The sequence below is a fragment of the Pseudomonas saxonica genome (genome assembly GCF_007858365.1).
GTDB lineage: Bacteria > Pseudomonadota > Gammaproteobacteria > Pseudomonadales > Pseudomonadaceae > Aquipseudomonas > Aquipseudomonas saxonica.
Genome location: NZ_VFIO01000001.1, coordinates 394,345 through 413,040 on the forward strand (window position 1 = coordinate 394,345; position 18,696 = coordinate 413,040).

14 protein-coding genes are annotated in these 18,696 nt (G+C 54.9%); 1 reads left to right on the forward strand and 13 read right to left on the reverse strand.

The genetic code is table 11. The features are described from left to right. Positions 1–58 precede the first annotated feature (58 nt). The 3 genes from FJD38_RS01940 to htpG form a co-directional block, all read right to left on the reverse strand. Positions 59–1,324 carry a carbohydrate porin gene (locus FJD38_RS01940; RefSeq protein ID WP_244302694.1) on the reverse strand — a complete coding sequence of 422 codons (1,266 nt, stop codon included), beginning with the start codon at positions 1,322–1,324 and terminating at the stop codon, positions 59–61. 631 nt (positions 1,325–1,955) lie between these two features. Then, on the reverse strand, positions 1,956–2,684 hold the full coding sequence (locus tag FJD38_RS01945; protein ID WP_122784535.1) for a dienelactone hydrolase family protein: 729 nt from the start codon (positions 2,682–2,684) through the stop codon (positions 1,956–1,958). A 59-nt stretch (positions 2,685–2,743) separates the two neighbouring features. Then, entirely contained in the window at positions 2,744–4,651 is a 1,908-nt protein-coding gene (gene htpG / locus FJD38_RS01950; RefSeq protein ID WP_122784534.1) for a molecular chaperone HtpG, read from the reverse strand. 233 nt (positions 4,652–4,884) lie between these two features. Between htpG and FJD38_RS01955 the strand changes: the two genes are divergently transcribed. Beyond that, a complete protein-coding gene (locus FJD38_RS01955) occupies positions 4,885–5,163 on the forward strand; it encodes a hypothetical protein (protein ID WP_122784533.1) in 279 nt (92 codons plus the stop codon). Positions 5,164–5,334: 171 nt separating this feature from the next. On the opposite strand, the gene brnQ is transcribed toward FJD38_RS01955, so the two are convergent. The 10 genes from brnQ to sdhC all read right to left on the reverse strand — a co-directional run bounded on the left by brnQ (position 5,335) and on the right by sdhC (position 18,480). Continuing rightward, positions 5,335–6,648, reverse strand: coding sequence for a branched-chain amino acid transport system II carrier protein (brnQ, locus tag FJD38_RS01960; RefSeq protein ID WP_122784532.1), 1,314 nt, complete (start codon positions 6,646–6,648; stop codon positions 5,335–5,337). Between the two features lie 422 nt (positions 6,649–7,070). Next, positions 7,071–7,952: a succinate--CoA ligase subunit alpha gene (gene sucD / locus FJD38_RS01965; protein WP_095002114.1), complete on the reverse strand. Its 882-nt coding sequence runs from the start codon at positions 7,950–7,952 to the stop codon at positions 7,071–7,073. Continuing rightward, positions 7,952–9,118: an ADP-forming succinate--CoA ligase subunit beta gene (gene sucC, locus FJD38_RS01970; RefSeq protein ID WP_122784531.1), complete on the reverse strand. Its 1,167-nt coding sequence runs from the start codon at positions 9,116–9,118 to the stop codon at positions 7,952–7,954. Before sucC ends, sucD begins: the two co-directional genes overlap by 1 nt. A gap of 224 nt (positions 9,119–9,342) precedes the next feature. Then, positions 9,343–10,779, reverse strand: a complete 1,437-nt coding sequence (gene lpdA / locus FJD38_RS01975; protein ID WP_122784530.1) for a dihydrolipoyl dehydrogenase — start codon at positions 10,777–10,779, stop codon at positions 9,343–9,345. A 105-nt stretch (positions 10,780–10,884) separates the two neighbouring features. Then, on the reverse strand, positions 10,885–12,105 hold the full coding sequence (gene odhB, locus FJD38_RS01980) for a 2-oxoglutarate dehydrogenase complex dihydrolipoyllysine-residue succinyltransferase (RefSeq protein ID WP_146383779.1): 1,221 nt from the start codon (positions 12,103–12,105) through the stop codon (positions 10,885–10,887). Positions 12,106–12,145: 40 nt separating this feature from the next. Beyond that, a complete protein-coding gene (locus FJD38_RS01985; RefSeq protein ID WP_122784528.1) occupies positions 12,146–14,977 on the reverse strand; it encodes a 2-oxoglutarate dehydrogenase E1 component in 2,832 nt (943 codons plus the stop codon). Between the two features lie 259 nt (positions 14,978–15,236). Further along, on the reverse strand, positions 15,237–15,941 hold the full coding sequence (locus tag FJD38_RS01990) for a succinate dehydrogenase iron-sulfur subunit (protein ID WP_122784574.1): 705 nt from the start codon (positions 15,939–15,941) through the stop codon (positions 15,237–15,239). Positions 15,942–15,952: 11 nt separating this feature from the next. Continuing rightward, on the reverse strand, positions 15,953–17,728 hold the full coding sequence (gene sdhA / locus FJD38_RS01995) for a succinate dehydrogenase flavoprotein subunit (protein ID WP_122784527.1): 1,776 nt from the start codon (positions 17,726–17,728) through the stop codon (positions 15,953–15,955). 3 nt (positions 17,729–17,731) lie between these two features. Continuing rightward, entirely contained in the window at positions 17,732–18,100 is a 369-nt protein-coding gene (sdhD, locus tag FJD38_RS02000) for a succinate dehydrogenase, hydrophobic membrane anchor protein (protein ID WP_003446906.1), read from the reverse strand. After that, positions 18,094–18,480: a succinate dehydrogenase, cytochrome b556 subunit gene (gene sdhC / locus FJD38_RS02005; RefSeq protein WP_199750930.1), complete on the reverse strand. Its 387-nt coding sequence runs from the start codon at positions 18,478–18,480 to the stop codon at positions 18,094–18,096. Before sdhC ends, sdhD begins: the two co-directional genes overlap by 7 nt. Between the last annotated feature and the right edge of the window lie 216 nt (positions 18,481–18,696).

Genomic DNA, 18,696 nt, shown 5'->3' on the forward strand with positions numbered 1-18,696 from the left:
CCTGTAGTCACAGGTTATCGTTAGGGTATAGCGCTTTATGCAGTCATTCGTTGCCAACTCAGAACACGGTGTTGACGGTCAAACCAACAACGATGGCGTCATCCACCTCATAAACCCCGCCCGGGCTACCCAAATATTGAATGTTGGGACGCACCATCAGCCACGGCGTCAACTTAAAGTCGTAGTGAATTTCGGCGGCATATTCGGCGTGTTGAACAGGCTGGAAGGCAGGGTCACTGTAGTTGTCTAAAGCGTTGACTGAGTTGTGCAAACTCTGGTTTCTCGATAAAGCCGGGTTGACGTGCAGCGCACTGAACCCTATCGCAAGCGAATCTTGGGGACGGGCGTCAAAAGGACCTGCATAAATCGCGCCGACCTGCGCTTGCCAATCAAGCGTGCTGCTGCGTTTGTCATATTGGGAGTAATGGGCAAAGAGGCTCAGTCCCCTCTTGGCATCACCATTGACCGTAGTGATCTGTTGTCGGGCATAGGCATACATGCCATAACGCCCATCCAACTGGTCCGCTGATTGTCCGGACACTTGCTTGAAGTTACCGTTGCCGTCCTTCAACACATCGTTGGCTGTCGCGTTGTTCCAGTAGCCACCGACCATATATTTGCCCGCCATGCCGGCCGCGCCCAAGGACGGTGTCCAGCCCACCTCTGCCACATAGGTAGTGCCTTCACGGCCCGAAGTGTTCAGCTTGAAACCGTTGTTACTGTCCAGCAAGGTCGGGTTGTATTCGTAAGCCCCGACTTGCCCATAGATCTGCGGGGTAAAGTTGACTTTAATCCGCCCACCCCATTGACCCACCGGCGAGTTGTACCACACCGTCGAGGCGTGCCCGACCAGCCCGCCACACATCGAGTTGTTCTGGAACACACAACCCGTGGAGTCAAAGTCGCTGCCAATCGGCAACCGACCTACTTTGATGTCGAGAACATTATCAAAGTACTTTTGCTGATAGGCGAAAGTGGTAATCCGCCAGGTCTGGCCCCGCCCATAGTTTTCCTGAACCGAAGAGCCAATGGTCCCGGTGCGAGGGTCGGTAAGCCGGTCATTGGTAATATCTCGTCCACTGCGCTCGGTGATCAGCAGTTGTAAGTTGGCATCATTCCAGCCCAATACTTTTTCAAGATCGATGGCGCCGCCCAGATTGAACTGATCGGTGTAACGCGCGGTATGGTCGTGATCATAACCTCCACGCAAGTTGGCAGCGCTTTCCGACTGATAGCTGAACTGGAAGTCATAACCCTTGTCGAGCAGCTCAGTTCGAAGGCCGCCCCAGTCGCCCGTCATCCAGCGTGACGATGAAGAAAACATCGGCTCATCTGACCAGGCACTCGTGGCCAACCCACTCAAAACGAATCCTGTCGCGACTACGGTACTGCTTATTTTTCTCATTCCGACCCTTCTCGAACATGTTCTGTTGGTCAAATACAGCGCTACAGCCGACAGATATGCATCGGAATAAAGAAACTATAACAAGATACTTAGCTAACTAATATATATAGATTGAGCGCAATAACACTCGGCCTACGGAATGGGACAATGAGACAAACTGCTCACAGGTTTGAAGGGGGAATTTAGTGATAAACAATTCGGCAAGATTTCCGTGCCATGGACTGATCCACAGACCGCTGTAGAGGAGAAAGAGGTGCACCCGCATCAGGAGCACTGACGTGCACTGCACGCTGTGGGCCATCCCAAGGCGGTTGATGAGTTGCAGCGGGGCGTGAGCTGGGTTGAAGTTTGGGGTGTTGATGCGGGATTTAACGGTAAGTGAAACGCTGGAGCGTGCGGTGTAACCCCTCACCTCACCCCAACCCTCTCCCGAGGGAGAGGGGGTTTGATCAAGTTGTTTTCGAAAAGATGTTTCAGATCTCAACAATGCGGGTGTAGTCACACCTCTTCAGCACCGACTCCCTGCACAAGAAGGTGTTCTTGATTCATTTCAATCTCGGAACACTTCATCCAACAGGTTGTGCATGGCGGTAAACGCCCGGCTGGCTGTCTTGGCGTCATACATCATCTTGCCCGGCACGTTGGCATGCGGATCAGTAAAGGAATGAACTGCGCCGCCATAGCTGGTCAACTGCCAATCGACACCTGCCGCGTTCATCTCTTCTTCGAAAGCTGGCAGTTGATCACGGGGCACTAATGGATCCGAGGCACCATGCAGCACCAACACCGACCCCTTAATGCTTTGGGCGTCGACAGGATTGGGAGTGTCCAGCGTTCCGTGGAATGACACCGCCGCTTGCAGTGGCGCGCCACCGCGCGCCAATTCCAGCGAACAGCAACCGCCAAAACAGAAACCGAATGTTGCCAGTTTGCTGCTGTCCACCTTGGCCTGTTCCTGGTTCTTCAACAGGTCATAAGCCGCCCACATCCGCTTGCGCAACAAGGCACGGTCATTTTTCAAGGGCATCATGGCCGCACCCGCCTCGTCTGCATTACTAGGACGAATGCTTTTGCCATACAAATCGGCAATCAATACCACATAGCCCTGCTCGGCCACGGACTTGGCAATCTCTTCTGCCCCAGCGCTGATGCCCATCCAGTTAGGCGCCATCAGCAAACCCGGCAGCGGATCTTCCCGGCTGGGGTCAAAGGCAAGACGCCCTTCGAATGGCTGGCCGTCGATTTGGTACGCCACTGACATGACCGTGATCGGTTCCATTTAAAGCTCCTGAATTCAAAACCAAAAAAAACCCGCCGAAGCGGGTTTTTATAGCGCGGTTAGACCGACAACTCTACTAACAATTTGTTTAGCCGACGTACATAGGCTGCCGGGTCTTTCAAAGTGTCGCCAGAAGCCAGTGCTGCCTGATCGAACAGAATGTGCGACAGGTCGCCAAAACGCTCTTCACTCTGCTCTGCATCGAGTTTTTCAATCAGGGGGTGAGCCGGATTGAATTCGAAGATCGGCTTGGACTCCGGAACTTTCTGACCGCTGGCTTCAAGAATCTGGCGCATCTGCATGCCCATGTCCTGTTCACCAATAGCCAGAATGGCTGGCGAATCAGTCAGACGGTGCGATACGCGCACTTCGCTGACGCTTTCGCCCAAGGCTGCTTTGATACGCTCAACCAGACCTTCTTTAGCCTTGGCAGCTTCTTCTGCAGCCTTTTTGTCCTCTTCGGAGTCCAGATTGCCCAGATCGAGATCACCGCGTGCCACGTCAACAAAGTTTTTGCCGTCGAACTCGCTGAGGTAGCTCATCAGCCACTCGTCGATACGGTCGGTCAACAACAGAACTTCGATGCCTTTCTTACGGAAGACTTCGAGGTGCGGGCTGTTTTTAACCTGCGCATAGGAGTCACCGGTCAGGTAGTAAATCTTGTCCTGACCTTCTTTGGCGCGCTCAAGGTATTGAGCCAACGACACAACCTGTTCACCACCCTCTTCGTGAGTCGAGGCAAAACGCAGCAGACCGGCGATTTTTTCCTTGTTGGCGAAATCTTCAGCAGGGCCTTCCTTCATGACCTGACCGAAATTTTTCCAGAAGCCCTGATATTTCTCAGGCTCGTTCTTCGCCAGTTTTTCCAGCATGTCGAGCACACGCTTGGTCAACGCCGACTTCATGGAGTCGATGATCGGGTCTTTTTGCAGGATTTCCCGCGACACGTTCAACGACAGGTCATTGGAGTCGATCACGCCTTTGATGAAGCGCAGATACAGCGGCAGGAACGATTCTGCCTGGTCCATGACAAATACACGCTGTACGTACAGCTTCAGCCCTTTAGGCGCTTCACGCTGGTACAAGTCGAAAGGAGCACGCGCCGGTACATAAAGCAGCGAGCTGTATTCCAGCTTGCCTTCAACCTTGTTGTGGCTCCAGGCCAGCGGGTTCTCGAAGTCGTGAGCGATGTGCTTGTAGAACTCCTGATACTCCTCGTCTGTGACTTCGGTACGAGGACGCGTCCACAAGGCACTGGCGCGGTTAACGGTTTCCCATTCCAGCGCAGGCGCCTCTTCACCTTCGGCAACGTTCTGCTCTTTTGGCAGTTCGATCGGCAAGGCGATATGGTCAGAATACTTCTTGATGATGTTACGCAGACGCCAGCCGTCAGCGAACTCGGACTCGCCAGACTTCAGGTGCAGAACAATTTTGGTGCCGCGCTCGGCTTTTTCGATGTTGGCAACTTCAAACTCGCCTTCGCCCTTGGAGGACCAGTGCACACCTTCGCTTGCCGGGGTGCCCGCGCGACGGCTGTAGACGTCAACCTTGTCAGCGACAATAAAGGCCGAGTAGAAGCCCACACCGAACTGACCGATCAGGTGAGAGTCTTTTTTCTGATCGCCCGTCAGGTTCTTCATGAAGTCGGCTGTACCGGATTTGGCGATGGTCCCCAGATGGGTGATCACATCGTCGCGGTTCATACCGATACCGTTGTCTTCGAGCGTGACGGTATTAGCGTCCTTGTCGAAGCTCACACGGATTTTTAACTGGTCGGCGCCGCCTTCCAGTAGTTCTGGCTTGGACAGCGCTTCAAAACGTAATTTATCGACAGCATCAGAGGCGTTCGAGATCAATTCGCGAAGGAAAATTTCCTTGTTGGAGTACAGCGAATGGATCATGAGGTGCAAGAGTTGCTTGACCTCGGTCTGGAAGCCCAGGGTTTCCTTTTGAGTTTCCACGCTCATTGTTATCAAACTCCGATTAGATGGCATGAGCCACGCCCTAGAGGGTTGGCGGCGGGATGAGTTTAAAGTTGGGGTCTTGGATTAAGATTTCAAGGGCTACTTGAAACCTGCGGGCTTTTTAACAATAATCGCCGCCCGCGGGGCTTTACTTATATATGTGCACGGCCATGGAACTTAAGCGATCGGCCAATGCTCAAACGCCCCGTAGATCTACTCATAAGGAGAAACACCCCATGCGTAATACTTTTGCTGTTGCCTTGATGCTTGCTGCTTCGCTTGGCCTGGCTGCCTGCGATAAAAAATCCGAAGACAAAGCGCAAGATGCTACTCAGCACGCTGAGCAAGCTCAGGAAAAAATGTCTGAAGCTCAGGACAAAGTGAACGACGCGGCGAAAGAAAATGCCGAAGCGGCCAAAGCTCAGGCTGAGTCCAACAAAGCCGCCGCTGAAGAAGCCGGTCAGGCTGCCCCGGTTGCTCCAGCTGCACCTGTGGCTACTCCAGAAAGCAAGTAATCACGCTTTCTGCGACAACGACAAAGCCCGCCAAGTGCGGGCTTTGTTGTATCTGGCTTTTAACATGAGTGGATTAAACGACTAAATACCGGCCATAAAAAATGCCCTGCATCTAATTGATGCAGGGCATTTTTATTATCCAGCGGTGCTTTTGGCGAGCCGGATAGTTATTCAGGCAAGCGCTTGAACAGGTTTACCCAGCAAACGATCGCAAATAACTGCGCCAATCAGTGTGACTACACAAGGTACTAACCAAGCCAAACCTTGTTCGCTAAATGGCATGTTGGCCAGTGTGCCTGGAATCCAATCGCCAAAGCCGGCACCTTTAAGCGCATCGATAGTGCCGAAGAAGAAAGACACCAACATCACAGGGCCGACAATCCGCGATTGCGCATGCCAGAACCCTTTGCAGAAGCTCAGCGCCACTAACACGATGCATGGCGGATAGATGGCAGTCAGCAGCGGGATCGAGAATGCGATCAACTGAGTCAGCCCCAAGTTCGATACACCCAACGAGAACACGGCAAGAATAATTACCAGTGTTTTATAGGACAGCGGAAGCACAGTACTGAAATATTCAGCACACGCGCAGGTCAGGCCTACCGCGGTGACCAGACACGCCAACGCGATCAGCACCGCAAGGAAGCCGCTGCCCAGCGAACCAAAGGTGTGCTGAACGTAAGCATGCAGTACCGCAGCGCCGTTGGTTGCGCCCATTGCCACTTCGTGGCTGCCCGCACCCAGGCGGAACAGGCTGATGTAAACCAGCGCCAAACCAACACCCGCGATGAGCCCGGCAATGATGGCGTAGCGGGTAATCAACTTCGGCGACTCTACACCGCGCGAGCGGATGGCGTTCACAATCACAATGCCGAATACCAGGGCGCCCAAGGTATCCATGGTCAGGTAACCATTGATAAAGCCTTGGGAAAACGGTGCGCTAACGTATTCCGCAGTCGCAACGCCCGTATCCCCGGCAGGTAGCGCGAAAGCCGCAATGCCCAAAATCGCCAGAGCGATAATTTTCAGCGGCGCCAAAAAACGCCCGACGGTGTCCAGCAGACGGCCCGGATAAAGTGAAACGAAGAACACGATCAAAAAGTAAACGGAGCTGTACAGAAACAGCGCCAGTGGACTTTCGCCGGTCAACGGTGCCAGGCCGACTTCAAACGATACAGTGGCCGTACGCGGTGTAGCGAACAGCGGGCCAACGGCCAGATACGCGACAGCCGCCAACAAGCCTCCAGCGATTTTGCCAATCGGGCTGCTCAGAGCGTCCATGCCACCGCCGACTTTAGCCAGCGCTACCACGGTGATGACCGGCAAACCTACTGCTGTGACCAGAAAGCCCAATGCAGCAATCCAGACATGCGGCCCCGCTTGCAGGCCAACAATAGGCGGGAAAATGATGTTGCCAGCCCCGACAAACAGGGCAAAAGTCATAAACCCAAGTGCCAGGATATCCTGGCCTTTCAATACTTTCATTACGGAAATACCACACTACTGAATCGGAATTTAGAGGGGAATTTCCCGTGCGGATGTGGGAAATGCTGCCAGCCTTAGTAAGACCGACCCGTCTAGCGCGCGGCTTCCTTGTGGGATGCCTACGCAGATTTGGCTGTTAGCCTACCGATTTTTCACATGAAACGCACTGTTACAGGGCGATCTGTCCGATGAACGCACGCAGTTGTCGCCTTGTTGACATCGAAAATAGATGGGGTGTGATTTCGTAATTACAATATCTGTATTTCCTACATGTAATTACGTGATTGGAGGATGATTCGATTCTCGTCAGCGCCTCGAAGGCTTGATCAAAACCTGTAGAGACTCAGGGGTTATCGTCCAAACGCACAAAGGCCACCCGAAGGTGGCCTTTGCCTGGTGAAGCAGTCAGTTAAGCGCGAGGCTTACTTCATTGCCCAGCCAGTCAGCTCGGACAGAGCCTTGCCGATGTCTGCCAGCGAACGCACGGTTTTTACACCTGCGTCTTCCAGGGCAGCAAACTTCTCGTCTGCAGTACCCTTGCCGCCAGAGATGATTGCGCCCGCGTGGCCCATGCGCTTGCCTGGAGGGGCAGTCACACCAGCGATGTAGGAAACAACCGGCTTGGTCACGTTTGCCTTGATGTAGGCAGCCGCTTCTTCTTCAGCCGAACCGCCGATCTCACCGATCATGACGATCGCTTCGGTCTTCGGGTCTTCCTGGAACAACTTCAGGATATCGATGAAGTTGGAGCCTGGAATCGGGTCACCGCCGATGCCTACGCACGTCGACTGGCCGAAACCGGCGTCAGTGGTTTGCTTCACAGCTTCGTAAGTCAGGGTGCCGGAACGCGACACGATGCCTACTTTGCCTGGCAAGTGAATGTGACCTGGCATGATGCCGATCTTGCATTCGCCTGGAGTGATAACACCCGGGCAGTTAGGGCCGATCAGGGTAACACCCAGTTCGTCGCACTTAACTTTGCAGTCCAGCATGTCCAGGGTAGGAATGCCTTCAGTGATGCACACGATCAGCTTGATGCCGCCGAACGCTGCTTCAAGGATCGAGTCCTTGCAGAAAGGAGCCGGTACGTAGATAACGCTGGCAGTTGCGCCAGTGGCTTCTACGGCTTCTTTCACGGTGTTGAAAACAGGCAGGTCCAGGTGAGTGGTACCGCCTTTGCCCGGAGTAACGCCACCGACCATCTTGGTGCCGTATTCAATGGCTTGCTGGGTGTGGAAGCTGCCCTGCGAGCCAGTGATGCCTTGGCAGATAACTTTGGTGTCTTTATTGATCAGGACGCTCATTACTTGCCCTCCGCAGCTTTAACTACTTGTTGAGCAGCGTCGGTCAAGCTGGTAGCAGCGATGATGTTCAAGCCGCTTTCTGCCAGTACTTTAGCGCCCAGTTCAGCGTTGTTGCCTTCAAGGCGTACAACCACCGGGATTTTTACGCCGACTTCTTTCACGGCGCCAATGATGCCTTCGGCAATCATGTCGCAACGAACGATGCCGCCGAAGATGTTAACCAGCACTGCAGCGACATTGCTGTCAGACAGGATGATTTTGAACGCTTCGGTTACGCGTTCTTTGGTAGCACCGCCGCCAACATCAAGGAAGTTAGCTGGCTTGCCGCCATGCAGGTTGACGATGTCCATGGTGCCCATGGCCAGGCCAGCACCGTTGACCATGCAACCGATGTTGCCTTCCAGCGCCACGTAGTTCAGTTCGAACTTGGCAGCGTGCGCTTCGCGCGGATCGTCTTGCGACGGATCGTGGAAAGTTTTCAGCTTAGGCTGACGGTACATGGCGTTTGCGTCGATGTTGATTTTGGCATCGAGGCAGTGCAGATCGCCGTCAGTCTTGATAACCAGCGGGTTCACTTCCAGCAGTGCCAGATCGTGATCCTTGAACAGTTTCGCCAGACCTACGAAGATTTTGGCGAACTGAGTAACTTGCTTGCCTTCCAGACCCAGCTGGAATGCCAACTCGCGACCCTGGAATGGCTGAGCGCCAACCAGCGGATCGATCGTTGCTTTCAGAATTTTTTCTGGAGTGTCGTGAGCGATTTTCTCGATGTCCACGCCACCTTCGGTGGAAGCCATGAACACGATGCGGCGGCTCGAACGGTCAACAACAGCGCCCAGGTACAGCTCTTTAGCGATATCAGTGCACGATTCAACCAGGATCTTGGTGACCGGCTGACCATTGGCGTCAGTCTGGTAAGTCACCAGACGCTTGCCCAACCATTGTTGTGCGAATGCTTTAGCGTCTTCTTTGCTGCGAACCAGCTTTACGCCGCCCGCTTTACCACGACCACCTGCGTGAACCTGAGCTTTTACAACCCATTCGGTTCCGCCGATCTTGTCGCACGCTTCTGCGGCCGCTTCCGGGGTATCTACTGCATAACCCTTGGATACTGGCAGGCCGTATTCAGCGAACAGCTGCTTACCCTGATACTCGTGAAGATTCATGCTTTTTACCGTCTTCGTTAGGTACTGCGCATTCGGCGCTGCACTTTAATTAGTGCCGCACCACCTGTGACTGCTGCTTATTCTGTTTTCGACAAGCCGGCACTGCGTGAGCAGAGACGGCCTGGCGCAAATCAGACAAGACTGCGTCCGGCGGAAGTTCCGCGGTGAGGCTTGCAAGCAAGGCTCACGACGGGCATACCGCCGTGGTTTATTATTGTCTGGTCTTAACGTTTCTTACGGTTGGCAATGTGGATGGCGCCGCCATTCACTGCCAGTGCTGCTTCGTGCAAGGCTTCGGACAGGGTTGGATGGGAGAAAACCATCATGCCCAGATCTTCAGCGCTGGTGCCGAATTCCATACCGATCGCGCCCTGCTGTACCAACTCTGCTGCGCTCGGGCCAATCACGTGGACGCCCAGTACGCGGTCAGTTTTGGCATCAGCAATGACTTTAACAAAGCCACCGGTGTCGTTTGCTGCCATGGCACGGCCACTGGCTGCGAACGGGAAAGTGCCGACGTTAACTTCAACGCCTTCAGCTTTCAAGGCCTGTTCGGTTTTCCCGACCCATGCGATCTCAGGGTGAGTGTAAATAACCGATGGAATCAGGTCGTAGTTCATCTCGGTCTTGTGACCTTTGATGCGCTCAACAACCATGATGCCTTCTTCGGAAGCTTTGTGTGCAAGCATCATGCCGCGAACCACGTCACCGATGGCGAATACGCCCGGTACGCTGGTAGCACAATGATCGTCAACAAACACGAAACCGCGCTCGTCGATGGTCACGCCGCTGTCAGCTGCCAGCAGTTCGGTAGTCACTGGACGGCGACCCACGGCTACGATCAGCTTGTCGAAGGTGATGGTCTGTTCGCCGTTGGCGTCGGTGTAGGTCACAACGACTTCTTCGCCGTTAACCTTGGAACCGGTTACGCGAGCGCCCAGCTTGATGTCCAGACCTTGTTTGGTCAGGGTTTTGTAGGCTTCTTTCGAAACGGCAGCGTCGGCAGCCATCAGGAACGTGTCCAGAGCTTCCAGAACAGTGACCTGAGCGCCCAGACGGGACCATACCGAACCCAGTTCCAGACCGATAACGCCAGCGCCGATAACGCCCAGACGCTTAGGTACAGATTGGAATTCCAGTGCGCCGGTCGAATCAACGATCACGTTGTTATCAACTGGAGCCGGTGGAATGTCGATTGGACGCGAACCGGAAGCCAGAATCACGTTCTCGGCTTCGATGATTTCAACGCTGCCGTCTGGCTTGGTCAGTTCAACACGCTTGCCGGCCAGCAGTTTGCCGTGGCCTTGCAGGGAAGTAACGCCGTTAGCCTTGAACAGGGTCGCAACGCCGGAAGTCAGACCTTTAACGATGTTGGCTTTACGGCCTACCATCGCTGGCACGTCCATGTTCACTTCACCGGTGGTGATACCGTGGATGGCGAATGCATCCTTGGCTTCGTGATATTTCCAGGAGCTGTCCAGCAGCGCCTTGGAGGGAATGCAACCAACGTTCAGGCAAGTACCGCCCAGCGCCAGTTTGCCTTCCTTGTCGGTGTATTTTTCGATGCAAGCAGTCGAAAGGCCCAATTGCGCGGCCTTGATGGCTGCAACGTAGCCGCCAGGGCCCGCACCAATCACTACAACGTCAAATTTCTGAGACATGAAAATAGATCCTCTATTAGCTACAAGCTGTCAGCAGCGAGCTGCAAGCCCAAGCCAAACTGCTTTTTCTCGCAGCTTGTCACCTGAAGCTTGCAGCTGCTTCTATTAGATATCCAGCAGCAGACGTGCCGGATCTTCCAGCAGGTTTTTGATTGCTACCAGGAAACTTACAGCTTCTTTGCCGTCGATCAAGCGGTGATCGTAAGACAGAGCCAAATACATCATCGGACGAATAACAACCTGACCGTTGATTGCCATTGGACGCTGAAGGATGTTGTGCATGCCCAGGATAGCGGCTTGCGGCGGGTTAACGATCGGAGTCGACATCATCGAACCGAAAGTACCACCGTTGGTGATGGTGAATGTGCCACCGGTCATTTCGTCGATGGACAGTTTGCCGTCACGGGCTTTTTTACCGTAAGCAGCGATGCCGCCTTCGATTTCAGCCAGGCTCATCAGTTCGGCGTTACGCAGAACCGGAACCACCAGACCACGGTCGCTGGACACAGCAACACCGATGTCCGCGTAGCCGTGGTAAACGATGTCGGAACCGTCGATCGAGGCGTTAACAGCCGGGAAGCGTTTCAGCGCTTCGGTAGCCGCTTTCACGAAGAACGACATGAAGCCCAGGCGTACGCCGTTGTGGGACTTCTCGAACAGGTCCTTGTACTTCGAACGCAGGGCCATGATCTCAGTCATGTCAACTTCGTTGAACGTGGTCAGCATCGCCATGTTCGACTGAGCTTCAACCAGACGCTTGGCTACAGTGGCGCGAACGCGGGTCATCGGAACGCGTTTTTCGACGCGGTCGCCGGCAGCGAATACCGGGGCAGCAGCGGCAGGTGCAGCAGGCTTGGCCGGAGCAACAGCCGGAGCGGCTTTCTTGGCAGCGACAGCGGCTACTACGTCTTCCTTGGTCACACGACCGCCTTTGCCAGTGCCGGCAACGGAAGCGATGTTGATGCCGTTTTCTTCAGCGATCTTGCGAGCAGCTGGAGCAGCAATCGGGTCGTCTTCGCCATCAGCAGCCGGGGCAGCAGCTTGAGCAGCCGGTGCAGCAGCGGCGGCCGGAGCGGCAGCAGCAGCGCCGCCTTCAACGATGGAACCCAGCACTTCGTCAGACAGAACGGTGTCGCCTTCGTTCTTGACGATTGCGCCCAGTACGCCGTCCGCTGTTGCCAGCACTTCCAGCACAACTTTGTCGGTTTCGATGTCAACGATCAGGTCATCACGCTTTACAGCGTCGCCCGGTTGTTTGTGCCAGGTGGCAACGGTGCCATCGGCAACCGATTCCGGGAAAGTAGGGGCTTTAATCTCGATAGCCATGTTCGTGGTTCCTTAAATTCGGTTTCAGTGCGCGAAGGCGTTAAACAGTAAACGCGTCTTGCAACAGTTTTGCCTGTTGCTCAGCGTGCATCGATGCATAACCACAAGCAGGTGCAGCAGAAGCATCACGGCCCGCGTACTCAAGTACGAGAGATTTATCGTGACCACCAATGATGCGGCGCATGTGATGCTGGCTGCAGTACCAAGCACCCTGGTTCATCGGCTCTTCCTGACACCAAACAATGTGTTTGAGGTTTTTGTACGGAGCCAGGACTTCAATCAAGTCGTCCTCAGGGAACGGATACAACTGCTCAAGACGCACGATGGCGATGTCTTCACGACCTTCGGCACGGCGTTTTTCCAACAGGTCATAGTAGACCTTGCCGCTACACAGCACGATGCGATCGACCTTGGCCGGATCTTGTGCATCGATTTCTGGAATAACGGTCTGGAACGAACCTTCGGCCAGATCTTCCAGGGTCGAGACGGCGAGCTTGTGACGCAACAACGACTTCGGTGTCAGGACGATCAGCGGCTTGCGCAGCGGACGGATGACCTGACGACGCAGCAGGTGATAGATCTGCGCTGGAGTGGTTGGTACGCACACCTGAATGTTGTGCTCGGCGCACAGTTGCAGGTACCGCTCAAGACGTGCCGAGGAGTGCTCAGGGCCCTGACCTTCATAACCGTGTGGCAGCAACATGGTCAGACCGCACAGACGGCCCCACTTGTGCTCACCGCTGGTGATGAACTGGTCAATCACAACCTGTGCACCGTTGGCGAAGTCGCCGAACTGGGCTTCCCAGATAACCAGCGCGTTAGGCGTGGTTGTCGAGTAACCGTATTCGAAGGCCAGCACCGCTTCTTCGGACAACAGCGAGTCGTACAGGTCAAAGCGTGGCTGACCTTCGTACAGGTGCTGAAGCGGAATGTAGGTGCCTGCGTCTTTCTGGTTGTGCAACACAGCGTGACGGTGCGAGAACGTACCGCGGCCGATGTCCTGACCAGTCATGCGGATCGGGTGACCTTCGAACGCCAGGGTCGCGTATGCCATGGTTTCGGCATAACCCCAGTTGATCGGCAGACCGCCCGCTTGCATTTTTTGACGATCTTCGTAGATCTTCGCAACCTGACGCTGAACCACGAAGCCTTCTGGAATTTCCAGCAGCTTGGCAGACAGTTCTTGCAGGGTTTTCAGATCGAAACGCGTGTCGTGACGCGCAGTCCAGGCGTGACCCAGGTATGGACGCCAGTCAACGAACAGCTCTTTGTTCGGCTCTTTGACCAGACTTTTCACAACATGCAGACCGTTGTCCAACGCGTTGCGGTATTCGTCGATCTTGGCCTGAACGCGATCTGCGTCAACCACGTTTTCTTGGGTCAGACGCTCTGCATACAGCTCACGGGTGGTGCGCTGTTTGGCGATTTGCTGATACATCAGCGGCTGCGTGCCGTTTGGCTCGTCGGCCTCGTTGTGACCGCGACGGCGGTAGCAGAACAGGTCGATCACGACGTCACGCTTGAACTGCATGCGGTAGTCGATAGCCAGCTGGGTCACGAACAATACGGCTTCCGGATCATCACCATTTACATGGAGGATCGGCGCCTGAATCATTTTCGCGACGTCAGTGCAGTACTCGGTCGAACGGGAGTCTTCCGGGTTGCTGATGGTGAAGCCAACCTGGTTGTTGATCACCAGGTGAACAGTACCGCCCGTCTTGAAGCCGCGTGTTTGCGACATCTGGAAGGTTTCCATGACCACGCCCTGACCTGCGAAAGCAGCATCACCGTGGATGGAAATAGGCAGCACTTTATCGCCAGTCTTGTCATTACGACGGTCTTGACGTGCACGTACAGACCCTTCAACCACTGGAGAAACGATTTCCAGGTGGGACGGGTTAAACGCCATTGCCAGGTGAACTTCGCCGCCTGAGGTCATGACGTTGGAGGAGAAGCCCTGGTGATACTTGACGTCACCGGAACCCAACTCGATCTTCTTCTTGCCTTCGAACTCGTCGAACAACTCGCGCGGGTTTTTGCCGAAGGTGTTCACCAATACGTTAAGACGACCACGGTGGGCCATGCCGATAACGATTTCTTTGGTGCCGTAGTTGCCCGAACGCTGGATCAGCTCGTCCAGCAAAGGAATCAGGCTCTCACCGCCTTCCAGGCCGAAACGTTTGGTGCCCGGGTATTTGGTACCCAGATACTTCTCAAGGCCTTCAGCGGCTGTAACACGCTCAAGCAGATGGCTTTTGACTTCAGCCGAATACGTTGGGCGGCCGCGTACGCTTTCGAGGCGCTGTTCAAACCAGTGGCGCTGCTCGGAATCGACGATGTGCGTGAACTCGGCGCCGATGGTGCGGCAATATGTCTGCTGCAACGCGTCGAGAATTTCGCGTAGGCTCGCTTCCTCTTTGCCGATGTACAGGTCGCCGGCACGGAAGGTCGTATCAAGATCGGCATTGGTCAAGCCGTAATGATTGATTGACAGGTCTGCAGGTGCAGGACGCTGCCACAGCCCCAGCGGATCAAGCTGGGCTGCCTGGTGGCCGCGCATCCGATAGGCCTGGATCAATCGCAGCACTTCAACCTGCTTCTTCTCGTGCTCACTGCTCACGCTTCCGGCAGAAACCGGTTGGGCGCGGCGCTGGTTCTTCGCCAGCAGCACGAAATGATCGCGGATTGTGGAGTGCGAAACATCGTTGGCAGAGTTCCCTTCAGTAGGCAACGTCTGAAATTTGGTGCGCCATTCTTCTGGCACAGCGTTAGGGTCGTGCAGGTAGAGCTCATAGAGCTCTTCCACATAGGCAGCGTTACCACCTGAAAGATAGCCGCTGTTCCACATGCGCTGCATCACGCTTTCTTGCATGCTTGGTCACCCTCGGTTAGGGGACACCATCGGCGAAAACACCAGAGCACACTTGAGAAAGTCCGAATACAGCGACTAAAACAAGCCACTTAGGATCACGCTGATAGTCCGGGTACCAGCCCGGATGCCCCTGCTGGTCTCATTTCTTCAAAATAAGAGCCGCAGCTTATGAGCTGTTGCTCAGGTTATAACTACGGCGCCGGTTGAAGCCTGCGCCGTAGCATCTACGGTTACAGCGATCTACGGTACAGCTTGTGTATCAAACGCCGCTATGCAGCAGCATGCTACGCACGTGACCGATGGCCTTAGTCGGGTTCAGGCCCTTCGGACACACGTTTACGCAGTTCATGATCCCGCGGCAGCGGAATACGCTGAACGGGTCATCCAGTGAAGCAAGACGCTCATTGGTCTTGGTGTCACGGCTGTCAGCCAGGAAACGATAGGCTTGCAGCAGTGCAGCAGGGCCCAGGAACTTGTCCGGGTTCCACCAGAAGGACGGGCACGAGGTCGAGCAGCAAGCGCACAGAATGCACTCGTACAGACCGTCGAGCTTTTCACGCTCTTCCGGAGATTGCAGACGCTCGATGGCCGGGGCCGGCGTATCGTTCTGCAGGAACGGCTTCACCTTCTCGTATTGCTTGTAGAAGATGCTCATGTCGACGACAAGGTCACGGATAACCGGCAAACCTGGCAGAGGACGAACAACCAACTTGTTACCTTTTACGACAGAGGACAGCGGCGTGACACACGCCAGGCCGTTTTTGCCGTTGATGTTCATGCCGTCGGAGCCGCAAACGCCCTCACGGCAAGAGCGACGATAGGAGAAACCTTCGTCCTGCTCTTTGATCAAGGCCAGTACGTCCAGCACCATCAAGTCTTTACCGTTGGTATTGACCTGGAATTCCTGCATGAACGGCGCGGCGTCCTGATCCGGGTTGTAGCGATAAACACTGACTTTCAACATATCGGCCACCCTTAGTAAGTCCGAATCATTGGCTGGAAGGTCGGAACGGTTTTCGGCGAGAAGTTCACCGCACGCTTGGCTACGCGTTTTTCACCCGGGAAGTACAGGGTGTGGCACAGCCAGTTCACGTCGTCACGATCTTCGAAGTCTTCACGGGCGTGAGCACCGCGCGATTCTTTACGGGTTTCAGCAGCGATTGCAGTCGCCTCAGCCACTTCGAGCAGGTTTTGCAGCTCAAGGGCTTCGATACGGGCCGTGTTGAACGCCTGGCTCTTATCGTTGATTTTCACATTGGCGATGCGCTTGCGCAGATCAGCCAGCTGAGCAATACCCTTCTGCATGTATTCGCCAGTACGGAATACACCGAAGTAGTTCTGCATGCAGCTTTGCAGCTCTTTACGCAGGGTCGCTACGTCTTCGCCATCAGTGCGCGAGTTCAGGCCATCCAGACGCGCCAGGGCAGCATCGATGTCAGATTGACGTGGACGGGCGTAATCAACGCCTTCTTTAAGTGTTTGCTCAAGGAACAGACCAGCAGCACGACCGAATACCACCAGGTCGAGCAACGAGTTGCCGCCCAGACGGTTGGCACCGTGTACGGATACACAAGCCACTTCACCCACTGCAAACAGGCCAGGGATGATTTGGTCAACGCCTTCGGCGTCTTGAGTGATCGCCTGACCATGAATGTTGGTGGCAACGCCGCCCATCATATAATGGCAAGTTGGCACGACCGGGATCGGCGCCAGAGCAGGATCGACGTGAGCGAAGGTTTTGGACAGCTCCATGATGCCTGGCAGACGGCTATGCAGAACTTCTTCACCGAGGTGATCAAGCTTGAGCATTACGTGGTCGCCATCAGGACCGCAACCGTTGCCCGCGATGATTTCTTTAACCATCGAGCGAGCGACAACGTCACGACCTGCAAGGTCTTTAGCGTTCGGAGCATAACGCTCCATGAAACGCTCGCCGTGCTTGTTGATCAGGTATCCACCTTCACCACGGCAACCTTCGGTAACCAGTACACCGGCACCGGCGATACCGGTTGGGTGGAACTGCCACATTTCGATGTCTTGTACCGGAACGCCTGCACGCAGAGCCATGCCAATACCGTCACCGGTGTTGATCAGGGCGTTGGTCGTGGAGGAGTAGATACGGCCTGCACCGCCAGTCGCCAGTACGGTGGCGTTAGCGCGAACGTAGGAAGTCTCGCCTGTCTCAATGCAGATGACGATCATGCCGACAAAGGCGCCGTCTTCGTTCTTGACCAGATCGACACCGTAGTATTCGTTGAGGAATACAGTGCCGGCTTTCAGGTTGGCCTGGTACAGGGTGTGCAACAGTGCGTGACCGGTACGGTCAGCTGCAGCGCATGTACGGGCAGCCTGACCACCTTTACCGAAGTCCTTGGACTGACCACCGAAAGGACGCTGATAAATACGGCCCTGCTCGGTACGGGAGAACGGCAAGCCCATGTGCTCAAGCTCGAACACGGCCTCCGGGCCCACGGAGCACATATATTCGATAGCGTCTTGGTCGCCGATGTAATCGGAGCCCTTGACGGTGTCGTACATGTGCCAGCGCCAGTCATCGTTTGGATCTGCAGACGCGATCGCGCAGGTGATACCACCCTGAGCCGATACGGTGTGCGAACGGGTCGGGAAAACTTTTGTGATTACAGCAGTCTTGTGACCACCTTGCGCCAACTGCAAAGCTGCGCGCATACCAGCACCGCCGCCGCCAATGATGATGGCGTCGAACGAAAGTGTATTAACTGTGTTAGCCATGACTCAGATACCCCAAAGAATCTGCACACCCCAGACGAAGTAAGCGAACATTGCAACGCCGCAGACTGCCTGGAAGAGGAAACGTACTGCTGTCGCGGACTTGCCCAGCGCCATTGGCGTCAGGTAGTCGGTCGCGATGGTCCACATGCCGACCCAGGCGTGAGCGCCGAGTGCAACAAGGGCGAGCAGGCTGAAGATACGCATCCAGTTGCTTGCGAACAGTTCATGCCATTGGGCGTAGCCAATGCCAGGGTTCGCAACGAGGTACCCGATCAGGAAGATGAAATAAGCCGCGAGAACAACCGCAGACACACGTTGCGCCATCCAGTCATAGAGGCCCGAACGCGACAGGTTTGTAACGCTGGTTACCATATCCAAACTCCCGCCAGAACAATCATCACTACAGAGATGACGATTACGATTTTCGAGCCCAGTTTGCCGCCTTCCAGCGTCTCACCAATGCCCATGTCCATGATCAGATGGCGCACACCGGCAACCATGTGATAGAGCAAGGCAGAGAGCAGGCCCCACGCTACGAACTTGGCCAGAGGACTGGTCAAGCATGCCTTCACCTCGGCAAAACCTTCTTCAGAACCCAGGGATTTGCTCAATGCGTAAAGCATGAAGCCCAGGCCGAGAAAAAGAATGATGCCCGAAACACGGTGCAGAAATGACGTAACGCCGGTGATCGGGAGTTTGATGGTCCTTAGGTCTAGGTTTACAGGTCGTTGGCTATTCACGGCTTTTTTCACACTGAAGAGCCCCTAACTATCAGGGCAAGTTTGTTGGGATGCGCACTGGTCAGGTACCCACCACCCGGGAGTGACGACCCCCATCTAAACAGGCCCAAAAGCCTCTGGCGGTCGGCTGCCGAGTATAGACAGTTAGGTTACTAATGACAACGCAATCACCTCCCTCTAATAGCGCATTGCGCTAGCTCGATAAAAGGCGTAAACGCCGCTGATCAT

Coding starts and splice junctions, on each gene's coding strand:
- odhB (WP_146383779.1), bottom strand. CDS start 12,105: ATGGCTATCGAGATTAAAGCCCCTACTTTCCCGGAATCGGTTGCCGAT.
- FJD38_RS01940 (WP_244302694.1), bottom strand. CDS start 1,324: ATGTTTTCTTCATCGTCACGCTGGATGACGGGCGACTGGGGCGGCCTT.
- FJD38_RS01945 (WP_122784535.1), bottom strand. CDS start 2,684: ATGGAACCGATCACGGTCATGTCAGTGGCGTACCAAATCGACGGCCAG.
- brnQ (WP_122784532.1), bottom strand. CDS start 6,648: ATGAAAGTATTGAAAGGCCAGGATATCCTGGCACTTGGGTTTATGACT.
- htpG (WP_122784534.1), bottom strand. CDS start 4,651: ATGAGCGTGGAAACTCAAAAGGAAACCCTGGGCTTCCAGACCGAGGTC.
- sucC (WP_122784531.1), bottom strand. CDS start 9,118: ATGAATCTTCACGAGTATCAGGGTAAGCAGCTGTTCGCTGAATACGGC.
- sucD (WP_095002114.1), bottom strand. CDS start 7,952: ATGAGCGTCCTGATCAATAAAGACACCAAAGTTATCTGCCAAGGCATC.
- FJD38_RS01955 (WP_122784533.1), top strand. CDS start 4,885: ATGCGTAATACTTTTGCTGTTGCCTTGATGCTTGCTGCTTCGCTTGGC.
- lpdA (WP_122784530.1), bottom strand. CDS start 10,779: ATGTCTCAGAAATTTGACGTTGTAGTGATTGGTGCGGGCCCTGGCGGC.
- sdhD (WP_003446906.1), bottom strand. CDS start 18,100: ATGGTAACCAGCGTTACAAACCTGTCGCGTTCGGGCCTCTATGACTGG.
- sdhA (WP_122784527.1), bottom strand. CDS start 17,728: ATGGCTAACACAGTTAATACACTTTCGTTCGACGCCATCATCATTGGC.
- FJD38_RS01990 (WP_122784574.1), bottom strand. CDS start 15,941: ATGTTGAAAGTCAGTGTTTATCGCTACAACCCGGATCAGGACGCCGCG.
- FJD38_RS01985 (WP_122784528.1), bottom strand. CDS start 14,977: ATGCAAGAAAGCGTGATGCAGCGCATGTGGAACAGCGGCTATCTTTCA.